At 34.9% G+C, this 15,536-nt stretch carries 16 protein-coding genes; 1 reads left to right on the forward strand and 15 read right to left on the reverse strand.

What is annotated here, in order from left to right; translation table 11 throughout:
- Positions 1-199 precede the first annotated feature (199 nt).
- Entirely contained in the window at positions 200-595 is a 396-nt protein-coding gene (locus ACH6EI_RS13500) for a CDI toxin immunity protein (RefSeq protein WP_014460246.1), read from the reverse strand.
- 331 nt (positions 596-926) lie between these two features.
- Here ACH6EI_RS13500 and ACH6EI_RS13505 point away from each other — a divergent pair, with 331 nt between their 5' ends.
- Positions 927-2,048, forward strand: a complete 1,122-nt coding sequence (locus tag ACH6EI_RS13505) for an FAD-dependent monooxygenase (protein ID WP_108674690.1) — start codon at positions 927-929, stop codon at positions 2,046-2,048.
- An 84-nt stretch (positions 2,049-2,132) separates the two neighbouring features.
- Here ACH6EI_RS13505 and ACH6EI_RS13510 read toward each other — a convergent pair whose 3' ends face one another.
- From ACH6EI_RS13510 to ACH6EI_RS13575, 14 genes are all read right to left on the reverse strand, one after another.
- Positions 2,133-3,059 (reverse strand): metallophosphoesterase, encoded by a 927-nt coding sequence (locus ACH6EI_RS13510; protein ID WP_226313326.1) that lies wholly within the window; start codon positions 3,057-3,059, stop codon positions 2,133-2,135.
- 87 nt (positions 3,060-3,146) lie between these two features.
- Positions 3,147-4,250 carry a nucleotidyltransferase domain-containing protein gene (locus ACH6EI_RS13515; RefSeq protein ID WP_108674688.1) on the reverse strand — a complete coding sequence of 368 codons (1,104 nt, stop codon included), beginning with the start codon at positions 4,248-4,250 and terminating at the stop codon, positions 3,147-3,149.
- An 18-nt stretch (positions 4,251-4,268) separates the two neighbouring features.
- Complete coding sequence (locus ACH6EI_RS13520) at positions 4,269-6,080, reverse strand: ABC transporter ATP-binding protein (protein WP_108674687.1); 1,812 nt, start codon at positions 6,078-6,080, stop codon at positions 4,269-4,271.
- 15 nt (positions 6,081-6,095) lie between these two features.
- Positions 6,096-6,515 (reverse strand): signal peptidase I, encoded by a 420-nt coding sequence (locus ACH6EI_RS13525; protein ID WP_189643461.1) that lies wholly within the window; start codon positions 6,513-6,515, stop codon positions 6,096-6,098.
- Positions 6,516-6,543: 28 nt separating this feature from the next.
- On the reverse strand, positions 6,544-6,813 hold the full coding sequence (locus tag ACH6EI_RS13530) for a PqqD family protein (protein WP_108674685.1): 270 nt from the start codon (positions 6,811-6,813) through the stop codon (positions 6,544-6,546).
- Positions 6,810-7,595 carry a hypothetical protein gene (locus tag ACH6EI_RS13535; RefSeq protein WP_226313293.1) on the reverse strand — a complete coding sequence of 262 codons (786 nt, stop codon included), beginning with the start codon at positions 7,593-7,595 and terminating at the stop codon, positions 6,810-6,812. The genes ACH6EI_RS13530 and ACH6EI_RS13535 overlap by 4 nt, the downstream gene beginning before the upstream one ends.
- A 108-nt stretch (positions 7,596-7,703) precedes the next feature.
- A complete protein-coding gene (locus tag ACH6EI_RS13540; protein WP_098626850.1) occupies positions 7,704-7,907 on the reverse strand; it encodes a hypothetical protein in 204 nt (67 codons plus the stop codon).
- A 79-nt stretch (positions 7,908-7,986) separates the two neighbouring features.
- Positions 7,987-9,780 (reverse strand): ABC transporter ATP-binding protein, encoded by a 1,794-nt coding sequence (locus tag ACH6EI_RS13545; RefSeq protein WP_108674684.1) that lies wholly within the window; start codon positions 9,778-9,780, stop codon positions 7,987-7,989.
- Complete coding sequence (locus ACH6EI_RS13550; RefSeq protein ID WP_108674683.1) at positions 9,780-10,973, reverse strand: nucleotidyltransferase domain-containing protein; 1,194 nt, start codon at positions 10,971-10,973, stop codon at positions 9,780-9,782. The genes ACH6EI_RS13545 and ACH6EI_RS13550 overlap by 1 nt, the downstream gene beginning before the upstream one ends.
- Complete coding sequence (locus ACH6EI_RS13555) at positions 10,966-11,448, reverse strand: lasso peptide biosynthesis B2 protein (RefSeq protein WP_048021070.1); 483 nt, start codon at positions 11,446-11,448, stop codon at positions 10,966-10,968. The genes ACH6EI_RS13550 and ACH6EI_RS13555 overlap by 8 nt, the downstream gene beginning before the upstream one ends.
- A 32-nt stretch (positions 11,449-11,480) precedes the next feature.
- Positions 11,481-11,786: a lasso peptide biosynthesis PqqD family chaperone gene (locus ACH6EI_RS13560; RefSeq protein WP_048021072.1), complete on the reverse strand. Its 306-nt coding sequence runs from the start codon at positions 11,784-11,786 to the stop codon at positions 11,481-11,483.
- Complete coding sequence (locus ACH6EI_RS13565; protein ID WP_048021074.1) at positions 11,783-12,715, reverse strand: phosphoenolpyruvate carboxykinase (ATP); 933 nt, start codon at positions 12,713-12,715, stop codon at positions 11,783-11,785. Before ACH6EI_RS13565 ends, ACH6EI_RS13560 begins: the two co-directional genes overlap by 4 nt.
- Before the next feature lie 469 nt (positions 12,716-13,184).
- The gene (locus ACH6EI_RS13570; RefSeq protein WP_108674682.1) at positions 13,185-13,340 is read right to left on the reverse strand and encodes a paeninodin family lasso peptide; all 156 of its coding nucleotides are present in this window, start codon (positions 13,338-13,340) and stop codon (positions 13,185-13,187) included.
- A 14-nt stretch (positions 13,341-13,354) separates the two neighbouring features.
- Positions 13,355-15,295: a lasso peptide isopeptide bond-forming cyclase gene (locus ACH6EI_RS13575; protein ID WP_108674681.1), complete on the reverse strand. Its 1,941-nt coding sequence runs from the start codon at positions 15,293-15,295 to the stop codon at positions 13,355-13,357.
- Positions 15,296-15,536: the final 241 nt, after the last annotated feature.

A 15,536-nucleotide genomic window follows, 5' to 3' on the forward strand; every position in this document is an offset into this window, starting at 1 on the left:
TTTTACAATTAACAATATGATTAATGTTAATTATATTTGTTTTATGGAAAATGTCAATACTTTTCCCACTAATTATAAAGAGAAGGTAATTTATGTTGTAAATAACGTTATGTTTCGTATTTTTTAGAGTTTATATGCATAAAAAGCCGAGTGAAGAAGTTCTCATTCCCCCTCTTCCCTCAGCTTTTTTCCCTTTTAATTAACGTGCTGCTAAACCAATCATCATTTTACCGTCTTTAAAATATTCAATGACATAGTCAACAGACGGACAGTAAATAAACGCTTCTTCTGTAAGATCAGCTGTTTGTTGGAAAAACGTTAGAGCCTGAGCTAAATCGACGCTTACGGCTTTAGTTGCTCGTTTCCAAAATAAAACAACCTGATGTTCTTTTATATTCATCTCTTGAAGCCATTTTTTGATTTCTTCAATATGCCGGGCGGACTTTTTAATTAATACTTTTCTCCAATTAATTTGCATGATTGTTAAAAAAGGAAAGGTGTTTGAAAGTTTTTCGAAGTAAATGCTTGTCTGCTTTTTCGTTAGCAAATCTGCACTGTTACCCAATGTTTGAATATAATGTTCTACTTTTGTCATAATCATCCTCCAGTCGAAATTGGAGTTTGCTAGAATTTTCAGAGACGTTCTCTACTCTTCTTGCTAAAAATCCTGCAGCTTTCCAACCGTGCTTTTTCTCAACAATGTTTAAATTTCACCTTTTTATACAAATTATTCAAAATAATTTGTGTATTTTAGTTTACCATAAAACTTAATCTTTGACTTTGTTTATGTAAAACCTTATTTGTGTTTCGACCAAAGAACGAATTCCATAGAAGAAAAGCTATAAAAAAGTTGACATTAACATTTATAAAAGTTAATATACTTACTAAAAGTAACTTAATTGCATATAACAAACAAGGTGAAGAAAATGAACTATCAAACAGATGTGTGTATAATAGGAGCCGGACCAGGCGGTGCTCTACTAGCCTATCTACTGGCTAAACAAAATATATCAACTATACTGATAGAGAGATCTGATAAGCTTGGAAAAGAATTTCGAGGCGAACATTTAAATGAAGATGGAGAAATGATTCTTAAAAAACATCATATATTTGAAGAAATTGAAAGCTTAGGCCTCCTTCGAATGTCTAGGGTCGAATACTGGAAAGATGGACATGTATTCAAAACGATAGAATCTGAACTTGGACATGCAGGAATTCATGTTCCACAGCAGCATCTTCTTCAGTCTATAGATAGCCGAGCAAGCAGCCATCCCTCCTACAAACTTATGCTGGGCACAAAAGTAACGGAGCTAACGCAAAATGAAAAAGGACAATATACTGGAATAAAATCTCAGCAAAAAGGCCGGGGTGAAATAATAGTTGAAAGTAAAATCATTATTGGAGCAGATGGTCGATATTCAACTGTTCGCAAACTTGCGCACATAAAAAACAATATTCATAATCATGGATACGATTTGCTTTGGGCGAAAATTCCTGCACCTGAGAAATGGGAACCTACTATTCGCTTTACGGTAGTGAACAATCAGCAAATGGCACTGTTTACACAGACAGGCGGCTTTATTCAAATAGGCTGGAATATTAAAAAAGGGTCCTATACTTTTCTAAAGAAGCAGTCTGTCCAGCCTTTTCTTGATCAGCTAATTCTGGCATTTCCTCAATTAAAAGAAAGTATGGAGCAGAACCTTCATTCATGGAAAGATTTCATTTTATTGTCTGTTTATAGCTCTCACTGTGATACGTGGGTAAAAAACGGATTAGCAATCATAGGAGACGCCGCGCATACTATGACTCCAACCGGCGCATATGGTATGAATGCCGCTATAATGGATGCTGATGTTCTTTCTCAAATTTTACCTAACTTACTTTCTCAAGGTTCCTTAGAAGCTGGAAAATTAAAAGTATTTGAAAATGCAAGAAGAAAAATAGTAGAAGATTTGCAGGCTCAACAAGTGGTGACCGAAGATTCTTTTATGGAAAAATTCACAAATTCCTTAAAGATCGAAAAAGAAAATATTACTCTTTATTAATTTCAATAAAACAAAAAGAAGCTACCTCTTTGTCGAGCGTAGCTTTGCTGTTAATAAACCTTATCATATATAAGCAGATTTTTCTCATTCAGCTTTCCCACTTTTAAATGTTAGTACGTTAATTTCAGGTGAGTCAAAAAGCCGAAAATTCAAAAATGGGATGGGACCGTTGCTTCCTAATCCTGCACTAACATATTGCTTAATATGTTTGTATTCCCACAGTCCTTTAACTCGATCTTGAGGAGGAAACAGGCCACTCTTTTCATACCATGCTTCCGGGACAAAAAGTGCGCCGAAAAATGGAATACGAAATTGCCCTCCGTGATAATGCCCAGCCATAATTAAATCGTAATACCTAAAGGTAACGCTGGGATCTGCAAGAAGAGCATCGATGTGAGAATCAACTACTGGAAAGTGATTCAACCCAATAATAAGATTTGTGGTTTCCTTTTTCGGATAATTTTTGTTTTTCAACAAATTATTTCTGTCTTTTTCTAATTTATTCTCTGTCTTCAACGACCAGTCAAAGTTAACAAACTGAGCATAGGCATTTCCCCTTTTTACTGTATACGTGGAATCAAGCAGCTTAACGCCCTTTTTTTCCATATGTTTAACAAATTCACTTTTCTCAAGACTATTTGAAGAAGTACGATAGCTTTTAGGATCTGTATTTCCGGGTACAAATAAAGCAGATCGTTTATTTTCAATACCTTCTATTAACGTGTAAAACGGCACGGCGTTTGTACTATTATTTTTCATCATGTCACCAGTAAAAACAATAGCATCATAATGAATTGAATTAATAGCATTTATTAGTCTTTCTTGATTTTCCCCAAATTCTTTTTCATGCAAATCTGTAATTTGAACAATAGAAAATCCTTCAAGCTCTTTAGGTAAGTCCTTAATTATGATGTCTTGCTTAGCTATAGTAATTCGTTGATTATCCCAAACTGTATATCCAACTACTACAGCTATTAAAAAGAAAGAGGCTGCTATCACTTTTCCTTTCATCTTTCTCACTAGCATCCCCTCCTATGTATGAAGATTAAAAAGTGGTACAGACTTCTTTATAAGTTAAACTCTCTATAAATTCGAATCTTAAGACCCTAGAACTTTCACCAAACTATTACATCTCTGCTTATATAACATAAGTAAACTATAAGAATACGAACGTTGTTTTGACGTCTCTTTTAACTGAGAAGTTACTTCAAACCTATTCGGTAATAACCAGCTGCGCATTTCACTTAAACTATGCCAAACAGAATCATAGCTGAAAAATTGATAATCCATAAAGGCAAAATATTTTTTAATTCCTTTCTTTTCTTGTTCCAATGTTGAAGACGCAAAACCCTTAAATTGATTTTCAATAGAACTTAATTCTTTTATTTGTTCCAATATGCTGTACTGGCTATACACGATGGACAATGTTCGAATCATCCTCTTATATGTTTGATGACGCTTTGCATCCTTAAAGAGAGTTTCATAGCTTATCTTATCCTTTACAACATCAATCATTTGAATAATATCTAAAAAATGCTTAGGCGAATCTAAATTGTGCCTCCAACCGTGAAGACATATCATATAAAACGTATGATAGTCGGATAAAGTCTTTACAAACTGAAAGCCTTCTAACCTTACTGCTTCACCCCAAAACTCTTGGATGTTGAAGTTAGCAGTTTTTTCTTTCAATATATCCCAATGAATTTCAACTGTTAGCGGGATAGCCAATCCAGGGATTTCTTTACTAAAACTACTGTGAAAGTGAGAAGGAATAAATTCTTCTTCAATTTCAAAATTCATGGATTTTACTGCTTCTTTCGCTTTATTTATGTCTTTCCTTTTAACTAAGATATCGATATCTGAAGTCCCTCTAGCACCTATGTGACCAAAATATTTTTCAGCAAAGTAGACTCCCTTAAGAGGTATAACTTCTATCTGTTCTTCTTCAAATTTTCGAATAATATGATCCGTTTGATTTTTAATAAATAAATTTTGATATAGTGTTTCTTGATATTTTTGCTTGAGTCTTGTTTGAAAAAATAAAGGAGTATTTCCTAGCTTTCCTTTTTCTTTCAATAAGGAGTAGACTTGTGGGGAAATGAAATACAATTCAATCTCTTTTATTACTTCATAATAAAATTCATCATCACTTGGTAGATTAGCGTTAGAATCGTAAAGGTATGTTATGAGTTTATCAAGCAAAGCACTTCTTCCTTCCTATTATTTAGCTTTCAGCATGATTGGATTCTGTTCACTGATTTCTTGTGCGTTATTTAATCTGCGGTACATTCCACTTTGTCTCATTAACTCTTCGTGGGTGCCCTTTTGAACAACTTCTCCTTGATCCATTACCACAATGAGGTCTGCATGTTGAATAGTAGACAATCGATGGGCAATCATGATAGTTGTACGATTTATCATTAAACGGTCCAATGCTTCTTTTACCAAATGTTCCGTTTCACTGTCTAGTGCTGAAGTTGCTTCGTCTAATAGAAGAATAGGCGCATCTTTTAAAATGGCTCTTGCGATGGCTAATCGCTGTCTTTGACCTCCTGACAGCTTAGCTCCTCGTTCCCCGACTTCTGTTTCATAGCCGTTAGGCAGCGTCATAATATGATCATGAATATTTGCATGAACAGCGGCATTAATCATTTCTTCTTCCGTAGCCAAAGGTCTCGCTATCATTAGATTATCTTTTATCGTACCGCTAAAAAGAAATGTCTCTTGAGGAACGTATGCAATTGAACTTCTTAGTTCTGAAATGGTTAACTCATCAATTGAATGTCCATCGATTGAAATAGTGCCAAAATGAGGTTCATAAAAATGTTGAATCAAATTAAAAAGCGTTGATTTTCCGGCACCACTTGGACCAACTAGCGCTACTGCTTTACCAGCAGGAATGTATAAGTTGAAATCCTTGAATACAATCGCGCTCTCATGATAGCTAAATGTAAGATTTCTAACCTGTATATCCTTTTGAACAAGCGTTGCGGAAGTATAGTGAGGCAGCGCCTTCGCTTGAGTTGGATAATTAAGTAGTTTAGTAATTCTTTCTAACGCTGACACAGACCGCTGATAGCCAGCCCACTGTCCAGCTAGTCCTGTCAAGGGAGAAATCAACTGGTTCACAAGGTTAATAAACGTTAATAATGCACCAATCGTAATAATCTTGTCTGTTACAAAAAAAGCACCTATAATTAAGCTAATAAGAAACGCAATGGCTCCAATTGCTTCGCTTCCAGCGTAAAACCAGCCTCTTAACTTTGCCTCTCTCATTTCCAATGAATAAAGCTGCTCGTTCTTTTGTCTATAATCTCTATAAAACAGTTTTTCCAATGTAAAAGATCGAATTACAGTAAATCCGTGAAACGTATCATTCAGTTTTTTAATAATATTGCTAATTAATTCATTCATGATACGGCTATTATTTCGAAGTAAAACCCCAAATATAGCTCCACCAGTAATCGCAATAGGAGATACGAGCACAATTAATAACGATAATTTCCAATTAATTTGAATTAAATAGATAAAGGCAGCGATAGAAATGATAGGAAATCTAACTAGATTGATTAAGCCTCGTCCAATTACGCCTTCAACATTATGTATATCGTTAGTGAAATGAGACAACAATTCGCCGGAATGTAAATTTGAAACATCTCGTTCTCGTAAAAGTAAAATATGTTTATATAAATCCAAATTCAGGTCTCGCTTGACGGCATTGACCGCAATTGTTTCAAGGTATGTATCAATAAAATTAGCTGTAATACTTGTTACTGACAACCCTACACCAATAGCTACTAGCCACTTAAGCCGTTCAAAATTACCATGAACAGCAGCATCGGTAATGTTTCCAATAAACCATGCAGATAATAAAGTAAGGGTAATTTCAACAAATAACAAAATAAACAGTCCAATATAAGCACCTTTATGCTTCATTACGTATGGCCAGAGCCACTGAACCATGCTTTTTGTCTCTTTGATAGAAATATATTCGCGGATGTCGAATTGCTTTATCTTTTTTAAACTAATCATAACGACATCCTCCTTTCAATCTGCTTTTTTCCATTCTTGATAGTTTATATACCTTCGTAACAGCACTGACAGAAGAGGAAAAGCAAGAATGAGCTTTCCCCACAAAACAGCAGCTACATTTTTTTCTTGAATCGTCACTGATTTTTTTTGAATAACAACAAGTTTTCCGATAATCTTTTCTTGGGTAACCAGATCATCCACCCCGTAGTTCGTATCACCTTTAAAAATATAACATTCTTCTTCTTGAACGTAGGAACAGTTTAAAAGTCGATGAGCAATGAGTTTATTAGCTGGACTTTCAAATAAAACAATGTCTCCTCTTTTTAGCGGAGAATGCTTTATTGAAGTAAACCGGCAAATATCTCCTCGTTTAATAAGAGGATACATACTCGTTCCTTCAGCAGGAAGTTCAAGTAATCCATTCCGATCAATCAAAGCTTTTAGTATATGCCCCTGCTTATCATCAGCTTGCATACTGTTCAACAAGGCCGCAATCAATTAACTTATTTAAAAAATGCTGTATATCTCCTTTAATCAATTCAGCTTCTGTATTGTAATAGGCTGCAACAGCTTTAATAATTTCCGCAAGCGTTTTTTTATTTTCTATTACCTTCCAACAGTAGCCTCCTACTTCGTTTAAAGTAGTCACTGTATAGGCCTGCGGATTTAAAATCACCCACTCTGAGTCTACTTCCATTACTTCATAACCGCCTTTTTGAATATAACTTGTCACGATGACATCAACTCCCAAAATGTATTATTTTTTTGAAAATGAAGCTCATACACAGGAACTTGTTTAACTAACAGTTTTAACAGGACCATGATTGTTTTCGTTTCTTCAGGTTTATAAGACCAGTAAAACACTTTATCTATTAGCTTCATCAACGCTTCTATTCTCCTTACCTCTATCCGTTGATTAGATAGTGACTGATGCAATAGCTGAATACTTTCTAAAGGTGTGTTTTTTTCACTTCCCTTGGCTTTTAACTCACTCCTAAACGGTGAGTTAAAAACTGTTACACTCCCTTCTGTAATCTTTAAAATCGTAGCTTCATCAGAAAGAAGTTCCCTTGGCATTGATAACTTTGCTGCAGTCGACTTTCCGGCTCCTGAATGCCCTGTAAAAATATGCGCCTTACCGCTGTTAATAACACACGATGAATGGAGAAGAATCCCCCAGTTATGATGAACGATGAACGAACTGTATAAGTTCATAAGAGCATGTTTTAAAGCCAATTCATCGTGGATAGCTACGTTAGCCAGTTTATACTCTGAATCTACTTCAATTAAATAGTCTGCTCTTTTAAAAGTAATTGTATTGAGTTTTTCTTCTATAGCGACTTCATAATCTTGAAACGAAACACCATAGCCATTTGTGATTGTGACGGTCAGATCCGGCTGGTTTTCGGCTATACTAACACATAAAAAATATTGTTTGAGTATTTTCCATACGTCATCAAATTCTGTTTTAATATCAATATAGTGATCCCCTATTTTTGTATGCAACGTCTTCATTATTCGTCTCCTCAATCAATTTCTCTTAAAACAGCAGTCAATGGAACACCATTGACTTTCTGCTTTATATATTGCTGTATTAAGTAAATAAAATAGCTAAAAAATATTTTATTTATTTTTCCCTTTTCCTTTTCCTGGGGCACCTGCACCACCTGGAGTAGGATTTGGATTCGTAGACGGCCAGTTGGAACCATTGTTTCCTTTTCCAGGATGATCTAAGTTTCCTTTTCCAGGATTCCAGCTTTGAGCGGTTTCAAAACGGATTGGCTGATGATTTAACACTTCTGGAGCGCTATAAGTCTTCTCTTGCATATGATCACCACCTTTCAATTAGTTCTTTATTAAGAACGATTGGTTTTAAAAATTTAACTCACTGCTGTTTAGTAACGGTCTAATGAGCAACTTCCATTTGTTTTCCTAGTAATTGACTAAATGTATTACTCTTTTCTTCAGCAAGTTGAGTAAAGCCGCCTTGTTGAATAATTTCACCTTGCTCCAGCACGATAACCTGATCAGCATTACGGATTGTAGACAGACGATGAGCAATAACAATAATCGTCATTTTTCCTTTTAATCGTTCCAATGCTTCTTGAATTTTCGTTTCATTTTCCGTGTCAAGCGCGCTCGTTGCTTCGTCTAAGACTAAAATAGATGGATTGCGTAAAATAGCACGGGCTAGCACAAGCCGCTGCCTTTCTCCTCCTGAAAGCTTAATTCCTCGGTCTCCAATTAATGAATCTAGACCTTGCGGAAGCCTCCTTACAAATTCTGCAGCCGATGAAAACTCAAGCGCTTCCCACATTTGCTGTTCACTTGCGTTAGGTTCTACTAACAATAAATTTTCTCTTATACTCGCATTAAACAAAAAAGGATCTTGTGGAACATAGCTAATAGCTCGTCTTAACGATAATAAATTATCTTTTGATAACGGAATCCCATCAATTAAAACCTGACCTTTTTCAGGCTGATTAAGTCCCATCAACAAATCTATCAGCGTGCTTTTCCCAGCACCGGACCGACCTACAAAAGCTGTCATTTGATTAGATGGAATGATTAAATTAATATGCTGCAAAGCGTAAGATGCACCTTGGTTATAGCGAAAATAAACGTTTCTGCACTGAATGTCTTTTTTAAATTGAACTGGTTCGACACTTTGATTAGCTTCTTTTTCAAATTCTCTTGCATTTTTGCATTCATCTTGCAAGGCTTTCACAGCTTTAAATGCTGGTAGAGTTGTCGCAATCTGTTCCATAGAGGCTTGAATACCGGCGACTTTTGGCCATAATCGTGAAAAAATAAGAATGATAAGCATTAATTGGCTTGCTTCAGCATGAAACAACTTCACTGCAGCATATATAAAGGCTGCAACTAATACAGCAGATGATATTTTATAATAAGATTGTGACGTTGTATTTAGCTTAGTATATTCAACTTGCTCATTTTTCATTTCTTCTGTAATTGATCGGTACCAGTTCATTCTCGATTCTTCTAAAGTATTACTTTTAATATCTTTAATTCCGTTAATCTGATCGGTTATCCCTGCAAGATAGCTTTTTCCCAGCTCAAAGTTTCTATTGCCCAATGTCAGCGATCGTTTGAGAAATTTACGGTTCAGAAAGATAATCACTACACCGCAAAGCAATACAAAAAGAGTTATTTTAGGTGAAAGCCAAAATGCCAGCCCAATTTGTATGCACGTAAATATAAGAGAAGCTATAAACTGCAAAAACGAGGTTGTTCCTCCACTAGTACGAGCAATTTCTGTAAGTACTATATTAATAAGATCTGACTTTCTTTTTTTTATAAAGAACTCCCAGTTCGCATGAAGTAAGGTGCTATAAGTCTCCATTTGCATATGTCTAAGAAAACCGAGCTGAATGACTCTATTTTGAATCGTTATCTGTCGTTGTAATATAGTTTGACCAGTAACTATTAACACATAAATACTCAAAATTAGAAGCAAGGTCATAGATACAGGGGTATTTTGTAAAAATGAAAATACCCTTAAAATTGATGGTCCTCCTGTATCAAAATCCACGATACCACTTAAGCTAATCATCGGAATTAATAATAAAATCCCGATACCTTCAAGTAAACTCATAAACACCGTTGCTAAGAGGTTAATATAGAGCCTTTTGCCAGCAAACGAACGTATTTGCTTCAAGAAGTATACAAGCTGTTTCATTATGTTCTCCCCTTACGTAACTCATCTTTTTTAGTCTTCCTCCAAGCCCATAAAACAGGACGCAAAGGAAAATATAAGAAATGAAGTTTTTTAGGCAAAGGTAACATCTCTGCATCTTCAGGGTAAGGATGCAATAAACTTGCGGTAAAGAAAAGTTTTTGTTGAGCAGACATTAATGAGAATAAATGGCGACTATGATATTTGGATACATATTCAGGCACGGAATCAGTATGTAAATTTATCATAGTTTCAAGATAAAAGACTGCCTCTTGAGCTAGTTTTTGGGATCGTTTGCTTATTAATAAAGGTTTCATTTTTTTTTCTACCCTCACGTTTAACAACTGTGAGGCCAAAATAATTGCCTGTCCCCCTACATAAGGATTATGATAAGTCGTAAATAAAGTATAAAGTTTTACCCAATCAATTTTTCTTTTCACTATTTGCTGAATATCAATCAGCCAGCGAAGGCGAGACCAGCCATGACGCGCTCCGTGAGCCACAAGAAATTGAAATAGGTCTTCTGTGCCTAATAAGTACACAGGATAACTGGTAATTGAACTTTTCTCTTTTCGCTTCCATAGTTCATCAAAACATGGTTCCTTTCCAGGACCTGGGTGTAATCTCCAATGAATTTCTAGTTTTATTTCTGTATGAGGATGAATATATGTGACATGATGATGCCTCCACTTCCAGTCATTTAATACAGTGTGAATATAATCATCCTTTTCATATCCAAGACTTACTAAAAGGTCTTCTGCTTTCGCAAGATCTTGAATTGGAATAAGGAAATCTAAATCACTGGAAGTACGAAGAGAGATATCTCCATACAAACATTTAGCCAAAATGGGACCTTTTAAAAATAGAGTCTGTATTTGATGTTTAGAAAAGAGCAGGCTAACTTTTTCCATTTCTGCACTTAAACGAAGCATTTGAAATGTATTTCTTTTATATTGTCTATTTAAAAATTGAACTACATAGGTTGGGACTACATCCGCATCCAACATTTTTATTTTGAAATTTATCGCTGGATAAACACGATGATGCAGCGTCAGTTTGATAAAAAGGTTCCAGTCAATATCTCGACATAATCCTTCGCTATATTTTTCAAGGTATTGTTCATTCCCTTCCTTCAATAATTCAAGAATTAGTTTTAATTCCTTAGGCATGCGGTCTAAGTTGAGTATGTTATCCATAATTTTCTCCTTCACGCTTTTTCACACTGATTTCCTTTGCAAACTTAGCTATAACGGTAAATTTCGCTTTACCTTCTGCACCGGAAATAAAAAATGGACCGCTGCGCAACCATGCATGTGCAATTAATTTTCCGTTTTCATCTTTAGCAGTACCTAAATAAAGTGTACTTTCAATCTTCCGTTTTTCTAACATCTTCATTCCTGCAATTGCTTTAACGAGACATTGACTTTCCCAAAAAGTGTAACGGCTCATAATATGAAGAGATTGGGCTATATCCTTTAGAACTTTATCATCGGATGAACTAGTAGTGAACGCTGTTTCCTTCATTTGCTGTCCTAAGGAAGGAGATATTTTAGAAAAAGGTAACGTTTTAAGAAAACGGGCCCATCCTAAATAAATAAATGCCTCTATCAACAACAGTTTTGCTCTCATGTTCAATTTTAAAAAAACCGTTATTTTTCGCAAAATTTTCATTTTTCCCTCCCACGGATAAAAAAACATTGAAACTAAGAGCGATTATTCTCTGCTACTTGAATTAAACCTTCTTTTATAAGCCCACTTAAAAAAGCAATGACTTGTTCTTCGCAATCGGATTGTTCGACATTATATTGAGTTACTAATGTAGAAATTAATTCGCTTACTGAAATGGGTTCTTTAATTTTCTCCCATATTTCTCCACCTATTTCACCTAAATTATAGTACTTACCATTGCTGATACTTAACATCACTTTTTCTCCATCCATGTCACTGACGATATGGCCTGTTTCTTGACTAACTAATTGATTCATCGAAATGTCTTGATTTTTAATCATTTGTTTTCTCTCCTTTTTATTGTAGTTAAAATTAAGTCTGTTAAATCATAAGCCGTAAAACCAGAGATTGGTCGATGCAATCGGTAAAGGTCAACTTTATTAACAATTTTTGCTGATGCATCAAAGTGCCATTTCATTAAACCAGAGAGTTCAATGAAAAAATTACGGTATGTATGGTTGAAAAGCATATGAAGCCTTTCTAATTTTTCAATAGACTGAATTTTAATTTCATTACTGTCGTTTTTAATTAATTCAAATATACCAGCAAGAGGATAAGCTTCGGTGGCAAACTGAGATTCTACTGGAATAGTAAACTTGGTTTCCCGGTCAAAGATTGGACGGTAACAAGTTGATTCCATTCCAAGTTGAGTCAAGCTTTCCTGCCATAATTTTTGTTGTGGATACGCTGGCGTTACAATAGGAATATTCTCTTCAGTAAACGTTACGGGTATGACATCATCACTTAGAAGCCGATATCCTCTCTTTAGAAAAGCAGAGGCAAGCGTTGATTTTCCTGCACCCGATTCACCTACTACTGCATAGGCCTTTCCATCAATAGCTATAGCACTTCCATGTAACGGGAAGATTTTTCTTTGTATTAATAATGCTCCCATGCATGTTCCTAGAATATATAGCCGACTCAAGTCTTCATTAAAGCCCTCTGTCGGAGAAACCGTAATCTCTTTACCATCTTGAATTAGATAAATAGCTAAACCAGGAACTTTAAACATACACAGGTTTTCTTTCACGATAAAATACGCGCCTGATTTATTTTTTTCCGACCATAGTGTGGTTAAATCCCCCTTCTTAACTATGATTTCTACTGATCCTCCCGAGATACTTATTTCAGGTAGTTCAGGTAAAGGAATTTCACTGAGTAATTTTAATCCAAATGCCTCATACACAACCTTTTTGGTAGTATCTATCATTGAGACTCACCTTTGTTTGCAAATAATTTTTTCATAATAGATACCCTCCTGTACTTTTTCAACAACATAGTCATTACCTAATAAAATCACACACTTAAGTTCATTATAAAGAACAAAAAAGATAAAAAAAATACTTTTACGTGAATATGTTAGAAAAAATCGCTTAGTTAAAACAAAGTTATTCTTTATAAAGAACAATATCTAAAATAAAGTTATCACCTTTTCTTGATGGTGTCAATCACTTAAAATTACTACCTATATCTTGAGTAATAAATATTCTAAACAATAACTTACTTAACTGCCTATTTTATTTATTTCATTAGGATATGAAAATCAGAATTTAGCACCTCACTCTAACTTTTAAAATAAAAACCCCAAATACACTATTATGTATAAGGGGCTTTCAAAAATTCGAGAAAAATGAAACAAGAGAGGTTAATATAAGATCAAATTTTATATTTTATTTGTCTCAACTCGTAAAACGTTTCCATGTACCAGGGTTATCTTTATCAACATCTTTACCTGGTACATATGCTTCATCCGTATAAGGACCATAGACTGTAGAAGCCATTGTCATTGTAATATCTAACGTTTCCAATACAGGTATTTGCCACTCTTTCTTCATCATCTCACCTCCTCTCAATTAAATTTTTTTATAAAGCGATGTACGATTAAACTACGCATCATTATCTTATAATAAGGATTAATTGCATGCTTTGCATGCACGCCTTCATGAATATTAGACATCGCTTCTTTTATTCCTTTCCCATCTAAAAATTCAAGAATTGTTTGATCTTTACTAAGTTGGTGCAGCTCATCCGTAAATTCACTCCAGTGCGGCATCATACGATGGACCCAATCCGCACCTTGAACACCACGAATTCGTTGATTTAACCTCACTGTATCAGGTAAAAGCTTTTCTGTTGCTCTTCGAATCAGAGCTCGATCCATTCCTTTTTGAACATACTGTTCCTCAGGCAAAGACAAGCAAAAACGAATCACTCTAAGATCATTGGTGGGATCCCGCTTCCATAATGGGTAACGCAAAGATAATTTGGTTGCAAGTGTATTACTTGCATTCCAATGAAAAATATCTTCAAAATGCCTTTTTCTCTGTTCATATATATTTGTTGCTGAAAACCATCCTGTTTCATCTATACCGTAGTTTTGCAGCTTATGAAAAACACCTGTTCTTTTTGCAAATTCTGGGTTAATCAGCATCGGAAACTCATATGAATCTCCTAGTGGAAAAAGTCGCTCAATAAAAGGAAACGCTACTCTTGCAATAACTGGGATTCTTCGAAATCTACTTCCTCCAGCTTTGTGGCTATAGTGGTGAAGTTCGCTAGCTAATCGAATCCATTTTAATTTTTTTAAAAGAAGAGCATAGTAATCAATAGCTGAACCCCAGGATATGCTTAAATTCCCCCTACCGCCATTTAGCAGCACTCCTACATTTTCCTCACTAGCCTTCTCAAACATCCCTTTTAACCAGAAAGAATTTTCAAAAAATTTATAAGGCATTTCCATAGTGTTGAGAAAATCATCAATTTCCGAATAGGAATCTCTTCCTTCAAAATCTAAATAATGATCTTTGATACCACCTATATGCTGTACAGTTGATTGAATGAAGGGCGTTTCGTTTGGCATTAAGTGTTTAGGTGTAAAATCTTTAAAATCATTAGGAGGAACATAGCTAAATGTATATAGTTGCTTATGTGTCCCACTAAGACTTTTTGCAGCAAAACTAACAATTGAACCTGAGTCTAAACCTCCACTCAACTGAGCTCCAACTTGACGATAAGTGCGTAAACGTGAAGTAACTGCCTCTTGAAACACTTCTTGAAACGCTTCTATATACTCTTCATTAGATTTCAATTTTAATGTTTGGACGGAAGTTAATGTACAATATTGCTTAACCTTTACTGTTTCTTCCATTACGGTAATACTGTGTGCAGGGGGCATCTGTGCTATATTTTTATAAGGGGTTAGTGATGCGTCTACTACATCAACCATTCCAGAAATTGCCAAAAATTCCGCAAGCCACTGTTCATTTAATTTCTTTTCTACATAGGGAAGGGATAACAATGGTTCTATAGTAGTGCAGAAAGCAAATCTATTTGTATCATGATAAAAGTAAAGGGTTCTACTTCCTGAAAAATCTCTCGCACCAAAGAGTATTTGCTTTCTCTCATCCCAAATTACAAAAGCAAAATCACCTACTAAATACTTTGGGGACTCCTCTCCCCACTTGTAATAGGCAAGTAAGATTAATTGACTATCCGTCATCGCTTTTCTTTCAATGTATTTAACCTGCAGTTTCTCGAATAATTCATCTCGATTGTCGATAATGACATCAGCTGTAATTGCTAGCTGCCTTTCATAATCACAATAAGGCTGCTGCTCTCCCACTGATTCCGGTGTAATCCATTGTGCATGGCAACCAAGAAAGATATTTTTCTTATGCGATATTTGAATATCATTAGCAGGATATTTTTGTAAAGATTGCATAACTCTATTCACATGCTCGACAGGTACAGGTTCATTATTAGAATGATAAATACCAGCAATTGCACTCATGATTTTCTCCCTTTCAAATATGTATCATGATAGAACTTATTCTTTTTAAAGAACTAAGATTTAAAATAATTTACTTTTATATCTTAAATCGTTTTAATTTAACTTTATAAATTCCAAATCAATTTCTCTATCCAACCTATATTGTTCTTTATAAAGAACAATATAGGTAAATTATATCTTATTTACATCAGATGTCAATGACTCAGAAGAAAATTTCAAATGATATTTTAATTAACACATG

It is taken from the genome of Priestia sp. JSM ZJ58, assembly GCF_044383985.1.
GTDB classification, from domain to species: Bacteria; Bacillota; Bacilli; order Bacillales; family Bacillaceae_H; genus Priestia; species Priestia zanthoxyli.